We start from the raw sequence: 24,382 nt of genomic DNA, 5'->3' as shown, positions 1-24,382 counted from the left end.
CGAGGACGTCGGGTGAGGGGGCATCGAGGTTTGTACTACAACGGCGAGGCCCCCTCACCCGGCTCGGGCCTTCGGTCCTCGCCACCCTCTCCCCGCACGCGGGGAGAGGGAAGGTGCGGCCGCGCCGTCAATTCTGCCTTGGCCGTCCTACGCTCTCATAGGCGAAGCCGTGGCGGGCGACCTCGTCCGCTTGGTAGACATTGCGCAGGTCGACCAGCACCGGCCGCTCCATCGTGCTCTTGAGCCGCGCGAAGTCGAGCGCGCGGAACTGCTCCCATTCGGTCACGATCACCAGCGCCGACGCGCCCTGCGCGCAGTCATAGGCGTCCTTGCAGAAGGTGACGCCGGACACATAGGCTTTCGCCTGCTCCATGCCCTCCGGATCGTAGGCGCGCACCTTCGCGCCCATGTCCTGCAGCGCGGTGATGATCGGGATCGACGGCGCCTCGCGCATGTCGTCGGTGTTGGGCTTGAAGGTGAGGCCGAGCAGCGCCACCGTCTTGCCGCGCACCTCGCCGTGCAACGCATTCGACACCTTGCGCGCCATCGCCCGCTTGCGCATATCGTTGACGGACACCACCGCCTCGACGATGCGCAGCGGCGCCTCGTGGTCCTGCCCCGTCTTCAGCAGCGCAAGCGTGTCCTTCGGGAAGCACGAGCCGCCGTAGCCCGGGCCGGCATGCAGGAACTTGCTGCCGATGCGGTTATCGAGGCCGATGCCGCGCGCGATCTCCTGCACGTCGGCGCCGACCTTTTCGGCAAGATCGGCGATCTCGTTGATGAAGGTGATCTTGGTGGCGAGGAAGGCGTTGGCCGCGTATTTGATCAATTCCGCGGTGCGGCGGTCGGTGAACAGGATCGGCGAGCGATTGAGATAAAGCGGACGATAGAGCTCGGTCATCACCTCGCGCGCGCGCGGTTTGTCGGTGCCGACGACGATGCGGTCCGGATGCTTGAAGTCCTGGATGGCCGCGCCTTCGCGCAGGAATTCCGGGTTCGACACCACGGCGCATTCGCAGTCCGGACGCGTCTCGGCGACGATGCGCTCGACCTCGTCGCCGGTACCGACCGGCACGGTCGACTTGGTGACGATGACGGTGAAGCCCTTGACCGCCGCGCCGATCTCGCGCGCCGCGTCGTAGACGTAAGAGAGGTCGGCATGGCCGTCGCCGCGCCGCGACGGCGTGCCGACGGCGATGAACACCGCGTCCGCCTCCGCCACCGCGGGCTTCAGCTCGGTGGTGAATTTCAGCCGCCCGGCGCGGACGTTGCTGGCGACGAGCGCATCGAGGCCCGGCTCGAAGATCGGCATCACGCCCCGTTCCAGCGCGTCGATCTTGGACTTGTCCTTGTCGACGCAGGTCACCTCGTGGCCGAAATCCGCGAAACAGGCTCCCGACACAAGCCCGACATAGCCGGTGCCGATCATGGCAACGCGCATACGCTCTCCATTGTGGTGGGGATTCGGACACTGGCCGAACCCGGGTTGGACTCAAATAGCAGACGCCTTCCGGCATGGCGAGTTCCTGTGCCGGCGCGCCTGTCATGCGGCGGTCATCGCCTGATCCAACTTGACGGCCACTTTGCGGCCATGCGGGTCTGTGGATACCGGCATCGCCGCTTTTTCGGGCATGGCCGTTGCGATTGATTCAGGCACGCGGCAGGCCCACATTGCCGCCATGCCAGCCTCCGCAAAATCGAAATCCGCCGCCACCAAGCCCACGAGCAACGCCGCGCCCGAAGCCGCACCCGCTGCTGCCGCCAACCCGGCCGCGCGGCCGGTGAAGAAGGGCGATCACGTCTTCCTGGTCGACGGCTCGGGCTACATCTTCCGCGCCTACCACGCCATCCGCTTCGAGCCGCGCACGCCCGAGGGCGTGCACGTCAACGCCGTCTACGGCTTCTGCGCCATGCTGTGGAAGCTGCTGAAGGAGATGAAGCCGGAGGACAAGCCGACGCATCTCGCGGTCGTCTTCGACAAGTCGGAGAAGACGTTCCGCACCGAGATGTACAAGGAGTACAAGGCGCACCGGCCGCCGCCGCCGGAGGACCTGATCCCGCAGTTTGCGCTGATCCGCGACGCGGTGCGCGCCTTCGAGATCCCGTGCGTCGAGCTCGCCGGCTACGAGGCCGACGACCTGATCGCCACCTACGCGCGCCAGGCCTGCGAGGCCGGCGCCACCGCCACCATCGTCTCGTCCGACAAGGACCTGATGCAGCTCGTGAACGACTGCACGGTCATGTACGACACGATGAAGGACGTGAAGATCGGCATCCCGCAGGTCATCGAGAAGTTCGGCGTCGGCCCCGACAAGGTGATCGAGGTGCAGTCGCTGATCGGCGATTCGAGCGACAACGTGCCGGGCGTGCCGGGTATCGGGCCGAAGACGGCGGCCGAGTTGATCAATACCTACGGCGACCTCGAAACGGTGCTCGCACGCGCCTGCGAGATCAAGCAGGAGAAGCGCCGCCAGAGCCTCATCGACAATGCCGAGCTTGCGCGCATTTCCAAAAAGCTGGTCACGCTCGACAACAATGTGCCGCTCACCGTGCCGATCGACGAACTCGGCGTGCACGAGCCGGACTACAAGAATCTCATCGCCTTCCTGAAGTCGATGGGCTTCAAGACGCTGACGCAGCGCGTCGCCGAGAACAGCGGCATCGACGCAGCGCAGGTCGAAGCCGGAGCGGCCGCATCCCCTGCTCCCGCCGGCCGCGGCGGCGGTCAGGGTCAACTCGCGTTCGACGCCCCCGCCCCGCGAACGGTCGCGCACGGTGCGCCCGGCCCGATCGAGGCGCTGACGCCGATCTCGCTTTCGGCCAAGCGCATCGATGCGCTGCGCGAGGCCAAGTTCGATGCCGCGCAGTACACGACGATCGAGACGCTCGACGCGCTGAAGCAGTGGATCGCGCGCGCGCAGGACACCGGCGTGCTGGCGCTGAAGACCGAGACCAATGCACTCGATCCGATGCAGGCGTCGCTATGCGGCATCGCATTCGCCGTCTCGCCCAACGAAGCGGCCTACCTGCCGCTCGGCCATCGCGAGGCCAGCGACAGCGAGGCCTCCGGCCTGTTCGCCGCCAAGCTCTGCGACGGACAGGTGGCGGAGCGGGATGCGATCGCCGCGCTGAAGGCGGTGCTCGAGGATGCGAGCATCACCAAGGTCGGCCACGACGTGAAGCGCGATTACCTGGTGCTCGCCACGCGCGGCATCCGCCTCGGCGTCATCGACGACGTGATGCTGATGTCGTACGTGCTCGACGCCGGCAAGGGCGCGCACGACATGTCGAGCCTCTCCGAGCGCTATTTCAACCGTTCCCCCTCGCGCTTCGCCGACGTCAAGAACAAGGACAAGGCGCTGTTCACGCCGGAGGCGACGCCGATCCCGCGCGCCGCGGCCTACGCGGCGGAGGACGCCGACGCCATCCTCCGCCTGTGGAGCGGGCTGAAGCCGCGCATGGCGGCCGAGCACGTCGTCAGCGTCTACGAGACGCTGGAGCGGCCGATGCCGCACGTGCTCGCGCGCATGGAAGAGCGCGGCATCGCCATCGACCAGGCCGTGCTGGCGCGGCTGTCGAACGACTTCGGCAAGAAGCAGGTCGCGCTCGAGCAGGAGATCAACACCATCGCCGGCACGCCGGTGAACGTCGGCTCGCCCAAGCAACTCGGCGAAATCCTGTTCGGCCAGATGGGTCTGCCCGGCGGCTCCAAGACCAAGACCGGCCAATGGTCGACCACCGCGCGCGAGCTGGAAGAGCTTGCCGAGCAGGGCCACGAGCTGCCGCGCAAGATCCTCGACTGGCGGCAGGTGTCGAAATTGCGCTCGACCTATACCGAGGCGCTGCCGACCTACGTCAACCCGACCACCAAGCGCGTGCACACGTCCTACGCGCTGGCGGCGACCTCGACCGGACGACTGTCGTCGTCGGAGCCGAACCTGCAGAACATCCCGGTCCGCACCGAGGACGGCCGCAAGATCCGCAAGGCCTTCGTCGCCGCGCCGGGGATGAAACTGATCTCGGCCGACTATTCGCAGATCGAATTGCGCCTGCTGGCGGAAGTCGCCGAGGTGCCGACCTTGCGGCAGGCGTTCAAGGACGGCGTCGACATCCACGCCATGACGGCGTCGGAGATGTTCGGCGAGCCGATCAAGGGCATGTCGCCGGAGACGCGCCGCCGCGCCAAGGCGATCAATTTCGGCATCATCTACGGCATCTCGGCGTTCGGACTCGCCAACCAGCTCGGCATCGAGCGCAGCGAGGCAGGCGAATACATCAAGAAGTACTTCGAACGCTTCCCCGGCATCCGCGACTACATGGACTCCACGCGCGACTACTGCCGCGAGCACGGCTACGTGCTGACCCTGTTCGGGCGCAAGTGCCACTACCCGGACATCAAGGCGTCGAACCCGTCGATCCGCGCCTTCAACGAGCGGGCGGCGATCAACGCTCGCCTGCAGGGCTCGGCTGCCGACATCATCCGCCGCGCCATGATGCGCATGGAGCCGGCGTTGGACGAGGCGAAGCTCAAGGCGCAGATGCTGCTGCAGGTGCACGACGAGCTGATCTTCGAGGTGCCGGAAAAGGAAGTCACTGACACGATTGGCCTCGTGCGCGAGGTCATGGAGGGCGCGCCGCATCCGGCGGTGGCGCTCAACGTGCCGCTGCAGGTCGACGCCCGCGCCGCCGACAACTGGGACGAGGCGCATTGACGATCGGCCCTCGTCGTGAGCGGCGGGACGCGTTCGGTCCCGCTCCGCAGGCAAAGCTCCGCCGCCCGTATTCTTGATGTCGGCCCCGGGCAGGCCCTCGTCGCGAAGTCCAAATCTCGGCTCCCTCAAGGGGAGCGGAGCGCCGGCAGACGCGGGGGTTTGCGAGACCCCCTTGAGCGGTCCGGCGAGGGCCGCCCGATGAGACGCTTGCGAGGCGTCTCCTTCCTCCTTGCGATCGGAGGAAGGCGCCTCCCGGCGCTCCACTTGCGGCGTCTTGTGTCCCTCTGAGCCGTACTTCCGGGCGGCGACAAGGTCCCGATCCGGGACCGCGATCCGGAGCGGTGGCCACCGCTCCTTTGTCGCCGCGCACGTGCAGCCATTCAAGGCAGCCGGTCGTTTTGCCGGCGGACGGCTGGCCAGGGCCTCCCGGGGTCGGCTTACGAGGCCGTACCGCGGGCGCCGCATCAACCGACGGCCGGGGTTGCCCCCGTTCGTCGACCCGATGAGACCGAGGCCGCATCTCCGGCCCCTTGTCTCACCGCTGCTCCGTCCTCGGCACGTCTCCGGTGACGCCCCTTGAAGAGCAGGACGACCCAACAATAGGCATATCCGCCTAATAGGTCAATAGTCCTAATATTATACTTGACGGACCCATTCGGGAGGAATATATTGGCTTCACATTCGAAAGAGACGAAGCCATGCCCTCCATCCTGTGCGCCAAGCACTTCCACGACGAAGAAGCCGCCTATGCCTTCCTAGAGGCCCGGGTATGGCCAAATGGCCCGATTTGCCCGCATTGCGGCGGGGTGGACCGAATTTCCAAGATGCAAGGCAAGTCCACCCGGATCGGCGCATACAAGTGCTACCAGTGCCGGAATAAGTTCACCGTGAAGGTCGGGACCGTCTTCGAATCCAGCCACGTTAAGCTGCACCTGTGGCTGCAAGCCGTGGCGCTGCTGACCAGCAGCAAAAAGGGCATCAGTTCGAACCAGCTTCACCGGACCTTGGGCGTCACCCTCAAGACCGCGTGGTTCATGGCGCACCGCATTCGCGAGGCGATGCGGGACGGCTCGCTTGCCCCGATGGGCGGCAATGGCGGCATCGTCGAGATGGACGAAACCTATCACGGTAAGGTCGCCGTTCCTCGCGACGTGACCACCTCTGGCCGCCCCTATACCAAGTCCGGCAAGAGCGGTCCGTCGAACAAGCGCGCCATCGTTTCGCTCGTTGAGCGCGGCGGCAAGGTTCGCTCCTTCCACGTCGAGCACGCCGACAAGTCCACCATCAATGAGATCGCGTCGCGCAATCTCGCGAATGAGGCGCGGCTTCACACCGACGAAAGCCGCATCTACAACGACATGCACTTTCACACCGCCTCACACGCGACTGTAAAGCATCGCGACGGCGAATACGTTCGCGGCGAGGTTCACACCAACACCGTCGAAAACGTATTCTCGGTGTTCAAGCGCGGGATGCGGGGCACCTACCAGCACTGTGCAGAAAAGCACTTGCACCGCTATCTCGCAGAGTTCGATTTCCGGTATAACAATCGCGTTGCGTTGGGCGTAAACGACGAAGCCCGGGCGGACAGCGCGCTAAAGGGCATCGTCGGCAAGCGCCTGACTTATCGCACAGCTCGTGACTGAGGTTGGCGAATGTCTAAAAAGCCCCAAGCTGGCCGAAGTAAGAAAACGGCTCGCAAAAAGGAAGTGGCGAAAACGCAATCCGAGCGGTTCATAGAAGCCGCTCGGGCTGCAGGCGTCGACGAAAGCGGAGAGCAATTCGATGCCGCTCTGAAACGTCTTGTTCCGTCAGCGAAAACTAAGCGGCGATAAGACCGAATTGCTTTAGAATCTCACTGATCTCCGTCAATCGCTCTGGCCGAAGATGTGCGGTGTTGTGGTGGTGCTCTAGCAAAATTGTGCAATCCTTTCGGCGTCTCTTTCCTTCCTTCTGATGTCTCCGGTCTGTGTACCATTGCCACGCGAGAAGATCTGCGGCCTGCACCGCAGGCGTATTTTCTTTAGGTACGAAGGCATGTCCTGCATACCTGTAATTACCTCGAGATTGATTGAATATACGATGCATTACCGCGTCGGACTCTCTTTGGCTTGCGTGACCGGATTCGAAGAAATATGCCATACTTGAGACTGGCGCGTTGGTTTGGTGCCTTATCCATTCGGCGACGCCAACCATGATGGTGTGTGCGAGCAGCGTGTATGGGCCACCATAATATTTACTTTTCTTCGGCAACGCCGCCGCTTCGTAGTCTCTATGATCCAGCGTGGCTGCGATGCCCTGTATGCTCCACCGCTTAATCACCCCAATCATCATCATTTCGATTTCTAGACGATGCTGTTTAGTCATGCCCTTAAATGGGCCATTTCCATGGGCGCAATCGCTCATCCTGAAATACGGGATCTTGTGCTCCGCCAATACGGCACGCCACTGCTCGGTCAAACGGGCCGCCTTATCTTTCTCAAATATATAACCGGCAATGCATAATACCGGCGCACCATCGTGTGACCCGCTTTCGTCGAAATAAGACTCGGCCTGGACCGTCACATGCCCCCCAAAAGGCAAAATAACGTCGAGGAAGCGCACAAACGGCGCATCATCGGCGCAGACCTCTAATGAGGCGGGGGTCAGCACGACTCACCCGCCCGCCGAGTTTGGCAGTTGGGTCCGGCAAGTACAATATAGCGTCAATAGTCCTGCGAAAAGAATTTGTGCTGCGCCGTCGCGGGCGTGCGCCCGTCCCGGCCTCATGGTGAGGGGCCGCGCGGGGACGACAATTGGACGTCAGACGCCCTTCGAGGCCCGCTTTCGGCGGGCGCCTCAGGGTGACGGGAGAGGTTCCTTCGCGACGGCCGCGCCCTGTCTCCGCGGCCGGCTTAACAAGACGTTAATCGCGCGCCACCAGAATACCCGCGCGGCGACGGCCGCATCTGCTGTCGCACGCGCGGAAGACATCCATGGAACGCATCGCGGCCGGCCTTCTCGGCATCGCCAACCACGCCTACAATATTTTGTTCTCGCTCGGCTCGCAGCTCTCGCTGACGTCGCTGGCTTGCGCGCTGGCGATTGCCGCCGCGTTCCTTACCCTTCGTCACCTGCGTCGGCGCGGGCATATGCGCCCGAGGCTCCTGCTGCGCGCGCTGTTCCCGCGCCGCATCCTGCGCCACCGCTCGACCAAGGCCGACATCGGCTGGCTGCTGTTCAACTGCTTCGTCTATGGCGGCATCTTCGGCATGGCCGGACTGTCGTACCAATTCCTCACCAACGGCGTGCTCAACGCGCTGATCGCCACGCTCGGCCCAGTGACGCCGTCGGCGCTGCCGGAACTGGCGCAGCGCGCCATCGTCACCGTCATCCTCTTCCTCGCCTACGAGTTCGGCTACTGGCTCGACCACTTTCTCAAGCACCGCATTCCGGCGTTGTGGGAATTGCACAAGGTGCACCACACCGCGGAAGTGCTGACGCCGGTGACTTCGTTCCGCATGCACCCGCTCGACACTTTGGTGTTCGGCCACATCCTCGCCGCAACGGCGGCGCTGGCCAACGGCGTCCTCGCCTATTCGTTCGGCGACACCACCTATCAATACGCGCTGTCGGGGACGAACATCATCCTGGTCGTGTTCATCCATCTCTACGTGCACCTGCAGCACACGCACATCTGGATCGCCTTCCGCGGCGCGCTCGGGCGGCTCTTCATCAGCCCGGCGCACCACCAGATCCACCACTCGACCAACCCGGTGCATTTCAACAAGAACCTCGGCAGTTGCCTCGCGATCTGGGACTGGCTGTTCGGCACGCTCTATATCCCGGCGAAGACGCCGGAGCGGCTGACCTACGGCGTCGAGCCGGCCATTCCCGACGCGCACACGATCAGCGGCGAATTCCTGTCGCCGTTCGGCCGGTTTTTCGGCGTGCTGTTTGGGTGGATGCGGCGACGGCCGGTGACGGAAGCTGCGCAGGCACAATAATGTTCAAGCGCAATCCTGTTCTCCGATCGCCCCCGCGAAAGCGGGGGCCCAGTTGAGACTCAGAACTGGATTCCCGTTTTCGGCGGGAATAAACGGTCTCGCGAAACAACTGGAGCTGATACCAAATGGTACGCCGAGCGCTCCTAAAGTCGCTCCGAGGCTTATGTCTGGTTTCTTTTTACATATTGGTGTCAGCAGCCGTCATTGCGATTTTGGAACTCATTACACTTTTTGCGCTCGCACTCGTCAAACGTCCTGTGCTGGGAAAAGCGTGCGGGATGACCGAGATTGTGCCCATGTTTTCCTGCGGACATGGATGGATCGCACACTCGATTGAATTCGTCCTGAACCTGCCGTTTCTATTCTCCTACGCGCTCGCATTTACTGTCTTCGGTGGGCCTGCACTAAACCGGTCGTTCATCGACTTTCTATATATCTTCGATGTGATCTTTGCGCTTGGTGTCGTCTACTTTTTGGTCTGGTTTCTCAATTGGAGTGAGGTTCGGCATAGGCGCTAGTCTCTGCGTCTGCTGCGGATCAGCGGCGCGCATTCCGGCGCACTGACCCTCGTGCCGGCACAGCAGGAGTCGCCCAGTCAGTTTTCGTAGACCGCCCCCGACGGCCTACCCCGCTCAGCCCAGCATCCCCTTCATCACCGCGTAGAGCGCGTTCTTCGCCTCGAAGCCGATGCCCGGCACGTCCGGCATCGGCACGCGGCTGTCGACGACCTTGCACGCGTCGGCGAAGCCGCCGAACGGCGCGAACACCTGCGGATACGACTCGTTGCCGCCGAGGCCGAGGCCGACCGCAATGTTGAGCGCGAACTGATGCCCGCCATGCGGCACGCAGCGGCGCGGCGACCAGCCGTGCATGCGCAGCATGTCGAGCGTGCGCATGTATTCGACGAGGCCGTAGGACAAGGCCGGATCGAACTGCAGCCAGTCGCGATCGGCACGCAGCCCGCCGTGACGGATCAGGTTGCGCGCGTCCTGCATCGAGAACAGGTTCTCGCCGGTGGCGAGTGGGCCGCGATAGCGCGTCGCCAAAGCCGCATGCAGCAGATAATCGAGCGGATCGAGCGGCTCCTCGTACCATTTGAGCCCGTAGGGCGCGATGGCGTCGCCGCAGGCCAGCGCCTCGTCGAGATCGTAGCGGCCATTGACGTCGACGCAGAGGTTTTCGCCCTTGCCGCCGACCACCTTCAGCGCCGCCTCGATGCGCTTCAGGTCGTCCTTGAGCGGCACGCCGCCGATCTTCATCTTCACCGTCGAGTAGCCGAGGTCGAGATAATACTTCATCTCGTCCTGCAGGCCCTCGATGTCCTTCTGCGGATAGTAGTAGCCGCCGGCGGCGTAGACCCAGGCCGTCTTGTCGGCCTGACCGTTGTTGTAACGGTTGGCGAGCAGCCGCCACAGCGGCACGCCCTCGGCTTTCGCCACCGCATCCCACAGCGCCATGTCGAGCACGCCGACGGCGACCGAGCGCTCGCCGTGGCCGCCCGGCTTCTCGTTCTTCATCATCGCCGCCCAGCATTTGAACGGATCGAGGATGCCGCGGTCGTCGACCACGTCCTCCGCCTTCGCATCCTTCAGCCGCGGGATGAAGCGCTCGCGCAGCAGGCCCTGCGGCGCGTAGCGGCCATTGGAATTGAAGCCGAAGCCGACCACCGGCCTGCCGTCGCGCACCACGTCGGTGTGGATCGCCACCACGCTCGCCGTCATGGTCGAGAAATCGATATAGGCGTTGGCGATGGCCGAGGCGATCGGCACGACGATGTCGGTGATGGCGGTGATGCGCATAGCGGTTCCGGAATATGAAAGACGGACGGTTGCGGAAGGCGGCCCTGCTTAGACGCCGCCGCCGTCATCCGCCAGTTTGATTTGCGAATACCCGCTGCGCAGCGTGCGGGAACCCGCTCAGCGTCGCCGCGATTTTTTCTTGGCGCCGCGGCCGCGCGCTGGCGCCTTCGCGCCGGCCTTCCGCGGCTTGGCCGGCGGCAGCACGGCGACCGCCTCGATCTCGAACAGCGCGCCGGGCCGGGCCAACTGCGAAATGCCCACCGTGGTCGAGGCCGGCGGCGCCTGCATGTTCAACTTGGCGTCGCGCACCGCGCGGAAGGTGGCCATGTGCGACATGTCGGTGAGATAGTTGTTGATCTTCACGATGTCGGCGAGCGTGCCGCCGACCGCGGCCAAAGCCGCCGCGAGATTGTCGAAGGCTTTCTCGCACTGGGCGCGGAAATCGCCCGGCCCGCCGACGAGCCTGTTCTCGAGATCGAGCCCGAGCTGGCCGGCGACGTAGACGGTGCGGCCGGGGCCGCTCGTCTCGACCACCGCGGTGTAGCCCGGCGGCGGCGCGAGCGTCTTTGGATTGATGAAGCGCGGTTTGCTTGCCATGACATTCCTCCCTCGTCGGATTCGCTAGCGCTTGTGATTTTCCAAAAGTCCCAGGCGCTGCCCGAGCCACTTCGTCGTCGGCGCCTGGATCAGGATCGTCATCAGGATGGCGATGAAGGTCACCGAAGCGATGACCGGCGCGCCGGGCGCCTTCATGCCGAGCAGCAGGCCGGCGAGCGCCGCCGGGATGACGCCGGTCTCGCGCGTCCAGCACATGAACAGCATCTCGTTGAAGCTCCATTTCGCCCGCCGGTCGGGGAGCGCGCAGGCGAAGACCGTGACCGGCCGCGCCACCAGCATGAGGATCAACACCACGAGCACGCCGCCCGCCCAGTATTGCGCCATCAGGTGGAAATCGACCTGCGCGCCGAGCAGCATGAAGATGAACAGCCGCATGATGAAGGCTGTGGTGCTCACATAGTCGTCGAGCTTCTGCTGCTCGCCCTCACTCATCTTGAAGCCGAAGGCATCCTTGTTGCCAATGACGATGCCGAACACGAAGACCGCCATGAAGCCGCTCGCCTGCAGGCCGTCGGCGGCAAAATAGGCGCCGATCACCGCTACAAGCGTCACCACCGGCGCGTATTCCTTGAGGAACGCCCAGCGCTCGTGCGCGATCAAGAATGCCGCCAGCCAGCCCATGATGCCGCCGGACACGATGCCGATCGCCGACTGCTTGACCAGGTCGATCGCCGATGCCGTCAGGGAAAAGCCGCCGCTGCCCATCGCCACCGCGAGCACGCCGAAGGTGACGATGGCGCCCATGGCGTCGTTGAACGCCGACTCGCTCATCACCGTCTGCGCCACGCGGTCGCGGATATGCACCTGGCGGAAAATCGGCACCAACGTTGCCGGATCGGTCGAGGCCAGGGCTGCGCCCATCAGCAGCGCGACGACGACCGGCAGTCCGAACACGAGATGCGCGGCGAGGCCGGTGATCGCCGCGGTGATGAGCACGCCGACCGTGGCGATGACGAGGATGGTGATCCAGACCTGCTTGAGCACCTCGAAACGCAGCGAGGCGCCGCCGTCGAACAGGATGTAGCTGGCGCCGAACAGCAGGATGATCTGGTTGAGCGCCGAGTCGGCCTTGATGTCGACGAGGCCGAACATGTCGGGGCCGATCAGCATGCCGACGATGAGAAACAGCGCGACGTCGGGAACCTTGATCTTCTGCGCCAGGAAGCCGGTGAGCGTGCCGACCGCGAGCAGGACCCCGCCCGACATCAACGTGTGCTTCGCAATTTCGATGGCGGACGACGATTCCACTTCTTCCTCCCCCCGGCCCGCGATGCGGCGGCTCTGGGGCCATCGTTCGCGGAAAATCGCGCGCGATGCTGCCCGACGCCCTGCCAAATAACAAGGCAGAGGACGTGTCGGACTGTCGCGGCCAAGGCTAACGCCGCCTTTACGGCTTCCGACCTTAGCTTCGATCACGTGTCCGGGAATGATTCGCGGCGAACTTTCCGTCCGGCTGCACGTTGGAATCGGGTGCTGCGCGGGGCGCGCGCACCGGAAATCGAGGCTGGACAGCGATGGCGGCGGGTCGCAAACAGGTGGTTGTCGCAGCGGGTGTGTTCGCCGCGGCATTTGTGCTTGCGCCGGCGCCGGCCTCGGCCGGATTCTTCGATCAGTTGTTCGGCGGCCTGCGCCACGCCTTCTCGCATCACGGCGAGCCGCCGCGTCACGCCGAATCCTTCGCCGACCCCTTCTCCAGCCTCGCGCGCGCATTGAGCAGCGACGAGCCGCGCCGACGAGAGCGCGTGGTCAGCCGCGACGGCGGAGCGGCGCGCGGCTTCTGCGTGCGCACTTGCGACGGCCATTATTTCCCGGTGGTGGCGCATCCCGGCATGAGTGCCGCCGACGCCTGCCGCTCCTTCTGCCCGGCGAGCGAAACGAAGGTCTATTCCGGCAGCAACATCGATTACGCGACCACGAACGACGGCAGCCGCTACGCCGACCTGCCGAGCGCCTTCCGCTATCGCAAGGAACTGGTGTCCGGCTGCACCTGCAATGGCCGCAGCGCCTTCGGTCTCGCGAACCCCGTCGCGGCGACCAGCGATCCGACCTTGCGGCCGGGCGATGTAATCGCGACCAAGGATGGGCTGATGGCGGTCGAGGGCGCGCACGACAAGGCCGCGGCGTTGACGCCGGTCGCGGCGTCGCGCCTGCCGAAGAACGAGCGCGAGGCGCTGTCGCAGATCCGCGTGCGGGCCGACGACGGCGTGCCGCGCAGCGAGACCACCGGCTCGATCGCGCCCAGCGAGAGCCACAGCGCGCAGCTCGCGAAATAACGGTCAGACGGCGAGCGCGTCGGCGACCGCTTCGCCAAGCGACAGCGAGCTGGTCAGCCCCGGCGACTCGATCCCGAACATCTGCACCAGACCGGGCAGGCCGTGTTCGGCCGGCGTGTCGATCATGAAGTCGCCTTGCGGCTCGCCTTTGCCCGACAGCTTTGGCCGGATGCCGGCATAGTCCGGCGTCAATGAATGGTCCGGCAGGGCCGGCCAGTAGGTACGGATGCGCGCGTAGAAGATATCGGCGCGCGCCGGATCGACCTCGTAGTCCTCGCGCTCGATCCACTCGACGTCGGGGCCGAAACGCATGCGCCCGGCCATGTCGAGCGTGACGTGCACACCCAGGCCGCCGGGCATCGGGGTCGGATAGACGAGGCGCTTGAATGCCGGGCGGCCGCTGTAGGAGAAGTAGTTGCCCTTGGCGAGGACGAGGCGCGGTACGCGCGCCTGCGGATAGTCCGGCATGGCGCGGGCGATCGCCTGCGCGCCGAGCCCGGCCGCGTTGACGACCGCATCGAAGGCCGCGTCACCGCCGTCGAAGCGCGCGTGCCACCGGCCGTCGCGGCGCTCGATCCCCTCGACCCGCGTATTGAAGGCGATCATGCCGCCGGCGTCCTCGAGGTCGCCGCGCAGGGCCAGCATATAGCGGTGGCTGTCGATGATGCCGGTCTCCGGCGAGTGCAGCGCCGCGGCGCAGACGAGCTCGGGCTCCATGGCGCGCGCCGCCCGGCCGTCGATCAGGACGAGCCCTTCGACGCCGTTGATCTCGCCCTGCCTGGCGATGGCCTCGATTTTCGCGGTTTCCGCCGCATCGGCGGCGACCACCAGCTTCCCCAGCTTGCGGCACGGCACGCCATGGCTGGCGCAGTAGGCGTAGAGCATGCGGCGGCCGGCGACGCTGTGCCGGGCCCGCAGCGTCCCGGTCGGGTAGTACATGCCGCCGTGGATGACCTCGCTGTTGCGCGAGGACGTGCCCGTGCCGATGGCGGCCGCCTTCTCCGCCACGACGACGTCGGCACCCCGCCGGGTGAGCGCCCGGGACGCTGCCAGTCCTACGACGCCGGCGCCAATCACCAGAACCTGCATGCGGCGTTGTGTCTTACCCGGCAGGCCCGCCGTCAACCCCGCGTCCGGATGAACCACGATTTCCGCACAGTCGGCCCTTAACGCTTTCCCCGGATCAAACTTGACCCCGCTTGCGGCTCAGGCAGATTCCCCGGCCAAATCCCCGAAAAGGCGGACTCTATGCGCAAAACGACCTCGACCATCGCCCTGGCGACTTTGGCAATGCTGTGGGCGGCGCCGTCCTTCGCCGCGACCTGCCGCAACACGGGCAACTTCGAGAATTGGCTGACGCAGTTCAAGAAGGACGCGGTCGCGAACGGCATTTCTCCGAAGGTGGTGGCGGAGGCCTCGTCCGAACTCTACTTCGATCCGCAGATCATCAAGCGCGACCACGGCCAGGCCGTGTTCAACCAGACCTTTCTGCAATTCTCCGACCGCATGGTGGGCGGCTATCGCATCCCCAACGGCCAGAAGAAGATGCAGCAATACGCCGACCTCTTCCGCCGCATCGAGCAGAAATACGGCGTGCCGGCGCCGGTCATCACCGCCTTTTGGGGACTGGAGAGCGACTTCGGCGCCGACTTCGGCAAATTCAAGATCCTGCCGGCGCTCACCACCCTCGCCTATGACTGTCGTCGCGGCGACTACTTCCGTCCGCAATTGATGGACGCGCTGCGGCTCATCCAGCACGGCGACCAGAAGATTCCCGACATGGTCGGCGCCTGGGCCGGTGAGTTCGGCGGCATCCAGATCACCGCCTCGGACTATTACAAATACGGCGTCGACGGCGACGGCGACGGCCGCCGCGACCTGATCAAGAGCGTGCCCGACACGCTCGCCTCGGCCGGCAACTTCCTCCAGCATCTCGGCTGGCGGCGCGGCGAGCCGTGGTTCCAGGAAGTGCGCGTGCCGCAGATGCCGTGGCAGGAAGCCGACATCAACATCAAGCATCCGGTGTCGCAGTGGGTGAAGTGGGGCGTGAAGCCCGCCCACGGCACGCTGCCGAACGGCGCGATGGAGGCCTCGCTGATCCTGCCGATGGGCCGGCACGGCCCCGCCTTCCTCGCCTACCCCAACTTCCAGGCCTTCCTCGGCTGGAATTCGGCCTACGTCTATTCGACCACGGTCGCGTATTTCGCCACGCGTCTTGCCGGCGCGCCGGTCGTCGATCACGAAGGCGCCAAGCAGATCCATCCCCTGAGCGGCGAACAGGTGATGGACATGCAGCGCCTGTTGAACAAGCACGGGTGGAACGTCGGCGATCCGGACGGCAAGATCGGCAACGCCACGCGCACGGCGGTGAAGGAAGCGCAGATTAAGTTCGGGCTGGCGGCCGACTCCTATCCGACGGCGGAATTGCTGGAGCGCCTCGGCGGCGCCAGCGCGAGCAACGCCCGCACGCCGGAGGGCGCGGCGCCAAAGCCGGTCAAGCGCGCACCAAGCCACGAGCATCGCACGCAGCGCTGATTGCGCCCGCAAATTCAAATCTCGATCGATCGCCGGCGCGCCCTCTCGCCGGCGATTTTCATTTTGCGCAGTGCATCACGCTTTGAGGCAGCGCAAGGCGCACGGAACCCGGATTGTGAAATAACGTTCATGTCCGTTCACGTTTCCATGAGCATGCCGCCGGGACGGCGGCGGACGCCACGTTGATTCCACGGACGGCCGACTGCGCACGGCCGACTGTGTGGAGGAATTCATGACCAAGGCCTGTACGATGATACTGGCGCTGCTTTTGAGCGCCGCCCTGCCGGCCGCCGCGCTGGCGCAGCCCAAGCCTGACGAAAAGAAAGCTGCACCCGCCGCACGTTCGGCGCCGCATCCGGCGCCCGCGGCACGGCCCGCGCCGCCGCCGCATCCCGTCATGCGCGCCGCACCCCCGCCGCACCCGGTTGTGCGCGCAGCGCCCCCACCGCACGTCGCGCCGCATCCGGTGATGCGCGCGGCTCCGCATGTGGCACCGCGGCAGGCGGCGCGGCCGGCGCGCCACAGCGCGCCATCCACCGCGCGCACCATCCGTCGCGAGCAACATCGCGCCCAGCGACACACCGCCACGCCGCACGTGACCGCGGCGCCGGCGACAACCTCGCGGACGGCGGCAAAGACGGCAACTGCTCCCGCGACGTCCAAAGCGGCAACGCGTGCGGCTCAACGGCACGAGCGCGCTTTGCGCCGCCAGGAAGACCGCGCGGTTCGCCGGCTGCCGCCGTCGCAACGCTCGGCGCGCCGCGCGGAGATCCGCCGCGCTCGCGAGCAGCGTGCACAGCAGCGCAATGCGACGACGCCGAACCTGCAGGCGCAGCCCAATGCGCAGGTCCAGCGTGACGCGCAACAGAACGGACAACGCCGGTTGCGCCGCAACGGCCAGCCGCGCATCACCGCGCAGGCGGCACGCCAAGGCCGCTTCGCCTCGGCCTTCGCCGCACCGACCACCGCGGCGCAGACGAACGCGCGCCGGCATCGCTGGTCGCCGCGCGAGGCCTGGCGGCATCACGCCCGCGCCGCCTTCATCGGCTGGTACGGTCCGGTGTTCTGGCCCTACGCCTATGACGACGTGTTCGATTACACGTTCTGGCCGGCAGCTTACGACGACGGCTATTGGGCCTATGCCTATGACGACTTCTTCGACGGCGTGTTCTGGGGCGAGGCCGGCCCGCCGGCCGACTATGCCTATGGACCGCCGCCGCCGACCTCGTCCGCGCCGGTGCGCTACGCCGCCGTGCAGCAATTGTGCAAGCAGCCCGGCAACGGCATCACCGCCTGGCCGATCGCCGAGATCGAGAAGAAGGTCGGTCTCAATGACGAGCAGAAGAAGTTGCTCGCCGATCTGCGCACCGACGCGCGGAAGGCGGCCGACATCTTCAAGACGTCGTGCCCGACTCAGAACGCGTTCCCGCTGACGCCTCCGGGCCGGCTTGCCTCGATGACCGCGCGCGTGCAGGCGACGCTCGAGGCCGTCGACGCGGTCAAGCCGGCGCTCAACGCGTTCTACAATTCGCTGTCGGACGAGCAGAAGGAGCGCTTCAACGAGATCGGTCCTGCGCCGAAGCCTTCGGCAGAGACCACCGCGCGGGCATCGGCCGACACCGGCGCGGCGAGCTGCAAGCAGCCGAAGCCCGGCCTGGCCACACTGCCGATCGAGAAGATCGAGGACGCGGTGAAGCCGACCGACGCGCAAGTGGCCGATCTCGACAAGCTGCAGGACGCCACCGACAAGGCGGTCGGCATCCTGCAGGCGGCCTGCCCCGACGAGACGCCGCTGACGCCGCCCGGCCGGCTCGACGCGATGGAGACGCGGCTGAAGGCGATGATCGACGCCGCCAACGCCGTGAAGCCGGCGCTCGATAGCTTCTATGCGTCGCTGTCGAACGAGCAGAAGGCGCGCTTCAACCGCATCGGCCAGGAACTGGCGGCGAGCAAAGACTGAGCGGCGCGATAGACGTAACAAAAAAGGCGGCCCGCAAAGGCCGCCTTTTTTTATTTCCTTGTCGCGTCGGGCTTATTCGGCCGCGATGCGCACTTCCGGCGCGGCCGCTTTGACGTCCGCCGTGACGTGCTTTTCGAACTTGGCGAAGTTCTTCTGGAACATGCCGACGAGCAGACGGGCCGTCTTGTCGAACTCGGCCTTGTCCTTCCACGTCTTGATCGGGTTCAGGAGATGCGGCTCGACGCCCGGCACCGATGTCGGCACCGAGAAACCGAAATACGGATCGGTGCGGAAGTCAGCGTTCTTCAGCGAGCCGTTGAGCGCGGAGGTGACCAACGTGCGCGTTGCCTTGATCGGCATGCGGCGGCCTTCGCCGTACTTGCCGCCGGTCCAGCCCGAATTCACCAGCCAGACGTCGACATTGTGCTTGTTGATGTAGTCCCTCAGCAGGTCGGCATAGACCGACGGGTGCCGCGGCAGGAACGGCGCGCCGAAGCAGGTCGAGAATTCCGGCTCGACGCCGACGAGGCCCTTCTCGGTGCCGGCGACCTTGGCGGTGTAACCGGAGAGGAAGTGATACATCGCCTGCTCGGGCGTGAGCTTGGCGACCGGGGGCATCACGCCGTAGGCGTCGGCGGTCAGGAAGATGATGTTCTTCGGATGACCGGCGCGGCCCGAGCGCGAGGCATTCGGAATGAAGTCGAGCGGATAGGCCGAGCGGGTGTTCTCGGTCTTGGAGCCGTCGTCGTAATCCGGCACGCGGGTGTACTGGTCGTACACCACGTTCTCCAGCACGGCGCCGAAGCGGTTGGTGGCGTCCCAGATCATCGGCTCGGCTTCCTTGCTGAGCTTGATGGTCTTGGCGTAACAGCCGCCTTCGAAATTGAAGATGCCGTTCGGGCCCCAGCCGGTTTCGTCGTCGCCGATGAGGATACGGTGCGGATCGGCCGACAAAGTCGTCTTGCCCGTGCCGGACAAACCGAAGAACAGCGCGCTTTCGCCTTCCTTGCTGACGTTTGCGGAGCAGTGCATGGGCACGACGTTCTGCGCCGGCAGGTAGAAATTGAGCGTGGTGAAGACCGACTTTTTTATCTCGCCGGCGTACGACGAGCCGCAGATGAGGACGATCTTGTTGGTGAAGTCGATCGAGACCTGGGTGTCGGAGCCTTCGCGGCCGCCGTGACGCTTGGCGTCCGGCCTGAACGACGGCAGGTCGATGATGGTCATGTCGGGCACGAAGCTGGCGATCTCAGCCATCTCCGGACGGATCAGCAACTGGCGGATGAACAGCGAGTGCCAGGCATATTCGGTGTAGACACGCACCTTGATGCGATAGGCCGGATCGGCGCCGCCGTAGAGATCCTGCGCGAACAGGGTCTTGCCCTTCACATGCGCGCGGAAGTCGGCGAGTATATTCGCGAAGTTGTCTTTCGACATCTTGCGGTTGCCGTCCCACCACAGCGAGTTCTCGGTGAGGTCGTCGACGACCGTGTGCTTGTCCTTCGGCGAGCGGCCGGTGTGATGACCGGTGAAAGCCGAGAGCGCGCCGCCCTCGACGATGGAGGCTTCGCCGTTGGCGATCGCATGCTCATAAAGCGTGGGTGCGGTCAGATTCCAGTGGACCGCCTTCAGGTCCGTCAAACCGAATTTATCGGCACCATAGGCGCCGTTCCTTACACCCGTCTCCTGCACGCTTACCTCCCAGAAAAACAAGCCGATCGCCCGTCGGGCGACACCTCTCATGCACCGCGAAGTCGCGGCACTTTCGGCCTTAAAACGATAGTATAGCCCCGCGTTCCGAGGCGCGCGACCATAGGCACGAACGCTCTGAAAAGCCAATAGTAAATGCCATGCAGCGCATGCAGGGCACGTTGCGCTGCATCAACTGCATCGCCTACCAAAAGCTGTAACCTGCCGTTCGGCACGGCATGATCGGCGGGGTGGCGTCAGGCGACCAGGCCGCGGCGCGCCAGCCAATCGTGGATGAGATCGGCGATGTCGGCGTTGTTCCGGTCCATCATCATCATGTGCGAGTTGCCGTGCATCCCGGCCGCCGGCAAGTCCAAAACTTCGACGTCGCCACCGGCCGCGGTTACCGCGTCCGCGAAGGCGAGGCCAATTTGCCGCATGGCCGGCCAGCGGACGCTGCGTCCGATGAAATCGCCGTAGAGCATCAGGATCGGCACGTCCTTCAGCCGCGCCGCCTGCGCCATGTCGCCGGCCACCGCCGGCTCGATTGCCACGATGGCCTTGACCATCTGCGGCCGCGCCTGCGCGATCGGAAAGCCGAAGCCGCCGGCCTGGCTATGGATCAAGAGGACGCTTGGGCCGACCTTGTCGATGAGCGCGTTGTAGGCGGCCACCGTAGCGGCATCGGTCGTGGTCCAGCGCGGCACGAATTGGCGCGCGAAATTGTCGTAGGCCTCAAGCGGAAACAGGTTACCTGGCAGTGGCTCGCGCGCGGCTGGATCGTCGCTCCAGGCGGCGCCAATGCGATGGCGGATGAAGGCGTCGGCCATCGACACGAAGTGCGGCTCGCCCGGCCAGACGTCCGGCGGCGCGAAGCCGGAACGGCCGCGCTCGACCGCGTCGGAATTGTAGATGTCCCAACCTTTGCGCAGGAACAGCGTGAGCCAGCCCTCGCGGCCGTCCGGCGTGGTCTCGTAGGTGACGCCGGAGAGCCCGCCGCCGTGCCACATCAGCAACGGATACTTGCCCTTGCGCGCCTCGGGCAGGAAATACTGCACATACATCGCCTCGACGAGATAGGCGCCGTTGCGATCGACGCGCGCGGGCACGCCGCCGGCGCTGAACGTCACCGTCGTCTCCGGCTTGCCGGAGATTTCGACGATGCGGCCGCCGACATGGAACGAGCCCATGTCGCGCAAGGTGATTGACGGCTTGCTCATGTCGGCGTCGCGCGCGCGGTGTCGGCAAGTTGCTTGAGCACGCCGCGCAGTTCGGCCGGGCCAGTGACGCGCTGCGGAAACGGCAGCCACAGCGCGGTGCCGCTGTGCTGCAATTCAAGCCCTTCCGGCGCGATGCCAACGCAGCGCCAGGGGCCTTCCGGCGCCTTCAACAGCCGCGTGGCGTAGAGGCGGCAGGCCTCGGCGTGATCGTCGTTCATGTGGGCGATCGCGCCCTCCTCGGCCTCGACCAGCGCCCCGGCGTCGGCGAGATCGCTCAGCAGGTCGGCGGCGGTCAGATCGGCGGCGCGGGCAAAGCCGCCATTGAGATGCGCCGATACCACGCGCATGCGCCAGAAGGCGAAATCGCCGAAGCCGGCATAGAGCTCGGATTTCGGATGCCGCAGCAGAAAGCGCGCGCGAAGCCGCGGCTCGTCCGATTCCTCGCGCGCTATCGCGCCGAAGGTGCCGAGCACGGTCAGCCGCGGATGCGCCAGCGCGTCACCCTTGCCGGTCTCGGCCAAAAGCAGCGAAGCGCGGCCGTCGACCTCGAGATTGGCGGTGTGGGTGGCGAGCCGCGATACCAGAATCAGTGGCGAGCCGTCGGCGTCGGTCGCCACGTTGACCAGCGAGGAGAACGGGTAGCCGCTGCTGCGGTCGAGAGTGGCCAGGGTTCCGGCGCGGGTGGCCCTGAGCAAAGCGCGGGCGACATCGCGCGGGGCGAAGTCGGCCGGCTGCGGCGCCCCCTCAGGGGTGCGACCGGGCATGCGGCCCGGCAGCGGGGGGCTGGTACCAGAGTTCATACCCATCTCCCGACCACGGTTTTGCGCTGAAGTTCCAGCCCGTTACGGCCCAAATCCGGACGGAAAAAATCCCGCCGCGGGCTTGAAATCGCTTTTGAATCACATAGTTGTTGCAAAGAGGTCACATTTGCGCCCCTGTTGGGCGGTCAAAGCGGAACGGGACGTCAGCCAGGAGGGGCTTCATTTGCCGACCATCGCTCTCGTCGACGACGACCGCAACATCCTGACATCGGTGTCTATGGCCCTCGAGTCCGAGGGCTATCGCATCATGACGTATACGGATGGCGCCTCGGCGCTGGATGGCTTCCGCACGTCGCCACCGGACCTGGCCATCCTCGACATCAAGATGCCGCGCATGGACGGTATGGAGACGCTGCGCCGGCTGCGTCAGAAGACCGACATCCCCGTCATCTTCCTCACCTCCAAGGACGAGGAGATCGACGAATTGTTCGGCCTCAAGATGGGCGCCGACGATTTCATCCGCAAACCGTTCTCGCAGCGGCTCCTGGTCGAGCGCGTGAAGGCGGTGCTGCGCCGCGTGACGCCGAAGGACGGCACGCCGGTGAAGGAAGTGGACAGCGCCAAGGTGCTCGAGCGCGGACTGTTGCGCATGGACCCCGAGCGCCACACCTGCACCTGGAAGGGCGAGCCGGTGACCCTGACCGTCACCGAGTTCCTGATCTTGCAGGCCCTGGCGACCCGCCCGGGCGTCGTGAAGAGCCGCAACGCGCTCATGGATGCGGCCTATGACGACCAGGTCTACGTCGACGACCGCACCATCGACAGCCACATCAAGCGGCTACGCAAGAAGTTCAAGGTGGTCGACGACGACTTCGAGATGATCGAGACGCTCTACGGCGTGGGCTATCGCTTCAAGGAAACATGACGCATCTTTAATTCGGCGTCGGCTGACGGAGCGTCCCGACTTGCGGTAGAACTCCGGGGGAAGCCACCCCGAGCAACCCGGCGGGATTGAACGACGTGCTCGATCGAACCGCGGATATTGCGGCGCAGGACGCCGAGGCGGAGCGCCCGGAGGACAAGCAGCCGTCGCCGAAACGCGGGCCCTTCGGCCTCGTGCGCTGGCCGCTGCGCACGGCGTGGAGCTTCTTCGTATCGCAGAGCTTCTCGTCACTCACGCGCCGTATCGTCTTTCTCAATCTGGCCGGTCTCGTCGCCCTCGTCATCGGCGTGATGTATCTCTCGCAATTCCGCGCCGGCCTGATCGACGCGCGGGTGCAGAGCCTGCTGGTGCAGAGCGAGATCATCGCCGGCGCCATCGCCGCCTCCGCGACCGTCGACAACACCGACACCATCACCGTCGACCCGGAACGGCTGCTCGAATTGCAGGCGGGACAGAGCTACGGACCGTCCGACGATTCGATGTCGAGCATCGAATTCCCGATCAATCCCGAGCGTGTAGCGCCGGTGCTGCGGCGCCTGGTGTCGCCGACCAAGACGCGCGCACGTATCTACGATCGCGACGGCGTACTCATCCTCGACAGCCGCAACCTCTACGGCCGCGGCGACGTGCTGCGCTTCGACCTGCCGCCGCCGAATGCCGAGCAGCCGGGGCTGATGGAGCGCGCCTTCATCGCGTTGCGCCGCTGGTTCGGACGCGGCGACCTGCCGCTCTACAAGGAGCTCGGGCCGGAGAACGGCAAAGGCTATCCGGAAGTCGGCGCCGCCTTGCAGGGCCAACACGCCAGCATGGTGCGCGTCAACGACCGCGGCGAGGTGATCGTCTCGGTGGCCGTGCCGGTGCAGCGTTTCCGCGCCGTGCGCGGCGTACTGATGCTGTCGACGCAGGGCGCCGACATCGACGACATGGTCGAAGCCGAGCGGCTGGCGATCTTCAAGGTGTTCCTCATCGCCGCCGGCGTCATGGTGGTGCTGTCCATGCTGCTCGCCGGCACCATCGCCGGCCCGGTGCGGCGGCTTGCCGACGGCGCCGAGCGCGTGCGCCGCCGCATCCGCACCCGCGTCGAGATCCCGGATTTCACCCGCCGCCGCGACGAGATCGGGCATCTCTCCGGCGCGCTGCGCGACATGACCGGCGCGCTCTACACACGCATCGAGGCGATCGAAAGCTTTGCCGCCGACGTCTCGCACGAATTGAAGAATCCCCTGACCTCGCTGCGCTCCGCGGTGGAAACGCTGCCGATGGCCAAGACCGAGGCCAACCGCAAGCGCCTGCTCGAAGTGATCGAGCACGATGTGCGCCGGCTCGACCGGCTGATCACCGACATTTCCGACGCCAGCCGCCTCGACGCCGAACTGCAGCGGCAGGAAGCGGCGCCGGTCGATCTCGCGCAAATGCTCGATGCACTGGTGAAGGCGGCGAACGAGGTACCCGGCGACGTCGCCGTCACGCTCAGGTTCGAGGGCGGACCGCCGGCAGCGTTCAAGGTGCCGGGCCACGACTCGCGCCTCGGCCAGGTGGTCAGCAATCTCATCGACAATGCGCGTTCGTTCTCGCCCGCCGGCGGCAGCGTGCGCCTCATCTGCCGCAAATTAAAAAGCGAAGTCGAGATCCTGGTCGACGACGACGGCCCCGGCGTGCGCCCCGAAGCGCTGGAGAAGATCTTCGAACGTTTCTACACCGACCGGCCCGAGGATCAGGGATTCGGCCAGAACTCAGGACTTGGACTTTCAATTTCCAAGCAGATCGTTGAGGCGCATGGTGGCCGCGTCTGGGTGGAGAACCGCGTGGCCCCGGCGGCCGGCGGCGAGGAGCCAAAGGTGCTCGGCGCGCGCTTCCACGTCCGTTTGCCGGTGTGACATGTTCAA

General features: G+C 65.5%; 18 protein-coding genes. 8 read left to right on the top strand and 10 right to left on the bottom strand.

The genetic code is table 11. The features are described from left to right. Positions 1 to 127: 127 nt before the first annotated feature. Both VGV41_RS00480 and VGV41_RS00475 read right to left on the bottom strand, forming a co-directional pair. Positions 128 to 1,441 carry a UDP-glucose/GDP-mannose dehydrogenase family protein gene (locus VGV41_RS00480; protein ID WP_326861676.1) on the bottom strand — a complete coding sequence of 438 codons (1,314 nt, stop codon included), beginning with the start codon at positions 1,439 to 1,441 and terminating at the stop codon, positions 128 to 130. A gap of 102 nt (positions 1,442 to 1,543) precedes the next feature. After that, positions 1,544 to 1,681: a hypothetical protein gene (locus VGV41_RS00475; RefSeq protein WP_326861675.1), complete on the bottom strand. Its 138-nt coding sequence runs from the start codon at positions 1,679 to 1,681 to the stop codon at positions 1,544 to 1,546. Here VGV41_RS00475 and polA point away from each other — a divergent pair. Beyond that, positions 1,680 to 4,712: a DNA polymerase I gene (polA, locus tag VGV41_RS00470; RefSeq protein WP_326861674.1), complete on the top strand. Its 3,033-nt coding sequence runs from the start codon at positions 1,680 to 1,682 to the stop codon at positions 4,710 to 4,712. The genes VGV41_RS00475 and polA overlap by 2 nt on opposite strands. A gap of 698 nt (positions 4,713 to 5,410) precedes the next feature. Further along, the gene (locus VGV41_RS00465; RefSeq protein ID WP_326861673.1) at positions 5,411 to 6,358 is read left to right on the top strand and encodes an IS1595 family transposase; all 948 of its coding nucleotides are present in this window, start codon (positions 5,411 to 5,413) and stop codon (positions 6,356 to 6,358) included. A gap of 175 nt (positions 6,359 to 6,533) precedes the next feature. On the opposite strand, the gene VGV41_RS00460 is transcribed toward VGV41_RS00465, so the two are convergent. Beyond that, positions 6,534 to 7,364, bottom strand: a complete 831-nt coding sequence (locus tag VGV41_RS00460) for a DUF3800 domain-containing protein (RefSeq protein ID WP_326861672.1) — start codon at positions 7,362 to 7,364, stop codon at positions 6,534 to 6,536. Positions 7,365 to 7,687: 323 nt separating this feature from the next. Here VGV41_RS00460 and VGV41_RS00455 point away from each other — a divergent pair, with 323 nt between their 5' ends. After that, on the top strand, positions 7,688 to 8,698 hold the full coding sequence (locus tag VGV41_RS00455) for a sterol desaturase family protein (protein ID WP_326861671.1): 1,011 nt from the start codon (positions 7,688 to 7,690) through the stop codon (positions 8,696 to 8,698). A gap of 632 nt (positions 8,699 to 9,330) precedes the next feature. Here the strand turns inward: VGV41_RS00455 and VGV41_RS00450 are convergent. From VGV41_RS00450 to VGV41_RS00440, 3 genes are all read right to left on the bottom strand, one after another. Next, positions 9,331 to 10,497 carry a mandelate racemase/muconate lactonizing enzyme family protein gene (locus VGV41_RS00450; protein ID WP_326861670.1) on the bottom strand — a complete coding sequence of 389 codons (1,167 nt, stop codon included), beginning with the start codon at positions 10,495 to 10,497 and terminating at the stop codon, positions 9,331 to 9,333. Positions 10,498 to 10,614: 117 nt separating this feature from the next. After that, entirely contained in the window at positions 10,615 to 11,094 is a 480-nt protein-coding gene (locus tag VGV41_RS00445; RefSeq protein ID WP_326861669.1) for a RidA family protein, read from the bottom strand. Between the two features lie 24 nt (positions 11,095 to 11,118). Further along, a complete protein-coding gene (locus VGV41_RS00440; protein ID WP_326861668.1) occupies positions 11,119 to 12,363 on the bottom strand; it encodes a sodium:proton antiporter in 1,245 nt (414 codons plus the stop codon). 266 nt (positions 12,364 to 12,629) lie between these two features. Between VGV41_RS00440 and VGV41_RS00435 the strand changes: the two genes are divergently transcribed. Next, positions 12,630 to 13,388 (top strand): DUF2865 domain-containing protein, encoded by a 759-nt coding sequence (locus VGV41_RS00435; protein WP_326861667.1) that lies wholly within the window; start codon positions 12,630 to 12,632, stop codon positions 13,386 to 13,388. Positions 13,389 to 13,391: 3 nt separating this feature from the next. Here the strand turns inward: VGV41_RS00435 and VGV41_RS00430 are convergent, their stop codons facing one another. Beyond that, entirely contained in the window at positions 13,392 to 14,477 is a 1,086-nt protein-coding gene (locus tag VGV41_RS00430) for an NAD(P)/FAD-dependent oxidoreductase (protein ID WP_326861666.1), read from the bottom strand. Positions 14,478 to 14,636: 159 nt separating this feature from the next. Between VGV41_RS00430 and VGV41_RS00425 the strand changes: the two genes are divergently transcribed. Together VGV41_RS00425 and VGV41_RS00420 are read left to right on the top strand one after the other, a co-directional pair. After that, positions 14,637 to 15,923: a lytic murein transglycosylase gene (locus VGV41_RS00425; RefSeq protein WP_326861665.1), complete on the top strand. Its 1,287-nt coding sequence runs from the start codon at positions 14,637 to 14,639 to the stop codon at positions 15,921 to 15,923. Positions 15,924 to 16,155: 232 nt separating this feature from the next. After that, positions 16,156 to 17,883 (top strand): Spy/CpxP family protein refolding chaperone, encoded by a 1,728-nt coding sequence (locus tag VGV41_RS00420; protein ID WP_326861664.1) that lies wholly within the window; start codon positions 16,156 to 16,158, stop codon positions 17,881 to 17,883. 72 nt (positions 17,884 to 17,955) lie between these two features. On the opposite strand, the gene VGV41_RS00415 is transcribed toward VGV41_RS00420, so the two are convergent. From VGV41_RS00415 to VGV41_RS00405, 3 genes are all read right to left on the bottom strand, one after another. Further along, entirely contained in the window at positions 17,956 to 19,575 is a 1,620-nt protein-coding gene (locus VGV41_RS00415; RefSeq protein WP_326861663.1) for a phosphoenolpyruvate carboxykinase, read from the bottom strand. A 254-nt stretch (positions 19,576 to 19,829) separates the two neighbouring features. Then, the gene (locus VGV41_RS00410) at positions 19,830 to 20,792 is read right to left on the bottom strand and encodes an esterase (protein WP_326861662.1); all 963 of its coding nucleotides are present in this window, start codon (positions 20,790 to 20,792) and stop codon (positions 19,830 to 19,832) included. Continuing rightward, the gene (locus tag VGV41_RS00405; RefSeq protein ID WP_326861661.1) at positions 20,789 to 21,592 is read right to left on the bottom strand and encodes a HugZ family protein; all 804 of its coding nucleotides are present in this window, start codon (positions 21,590 to 21,592) and stop codon (positions 20,789 to 20,791) included. The genes VGV41_RS00410 and VGV41_RS00405 overlap by 4 nt, the downstream gene beginning before the upstream one ends. A gap of 184 nt (positions 21,593 to 21,776) precedes the next feature. Between VGV41_RS00405 and VGV41_RS00400 the strand changes: the two genes are divergently transcribed. Together VGV41_RS00400 and VGV41_RS00395 are read left to right on the top strand one after the other, a co-directional pair. Next, positions 21,777 to 22,478 carry a response regulator transcription factor gene (locus VGV41_RS00400; RefSeq protein WP_326861660.1) on the top strand — a complete coding sequence of 234 codons (702 nt, stop codon included), beginning with the start codon at positions 21,777 to 21,779 and terminating at the stop codon, positions 22,476 to 22,478. Between the two features lie 95 nt (positions 22,479 to 22,573). Further along, positions 22,574 to 24,373 carry a stimulus-sensing domain-containing protein gene (locus VGV41_RS00395; protein WP_414705038.1) on the top strand — a complete coding sequence of 600 codons (1,800 nt, stop codon included), beginning with the start codon at positions 22,574 to 22,576 and terminating at the stop codon, positions 24,371 to 24,373. The last annotated feature ends 9 nt before the right edge of the window (positions 24,374 to 24,382 follow it).

Source organism: Pseudolabrys sp. (assembly GCF_035943735.1).
In the GTDB taxonomy this organism is placed as follows: domain Bacteria; phylum Pseudomonadota; class Alphaproteobacteria; order Rhizobiales; family Xanthobacteraceae; genus Pseudolabrys.
This window is presented reverse-complemented; position numbering and strand designations above follow the sequence as displayed.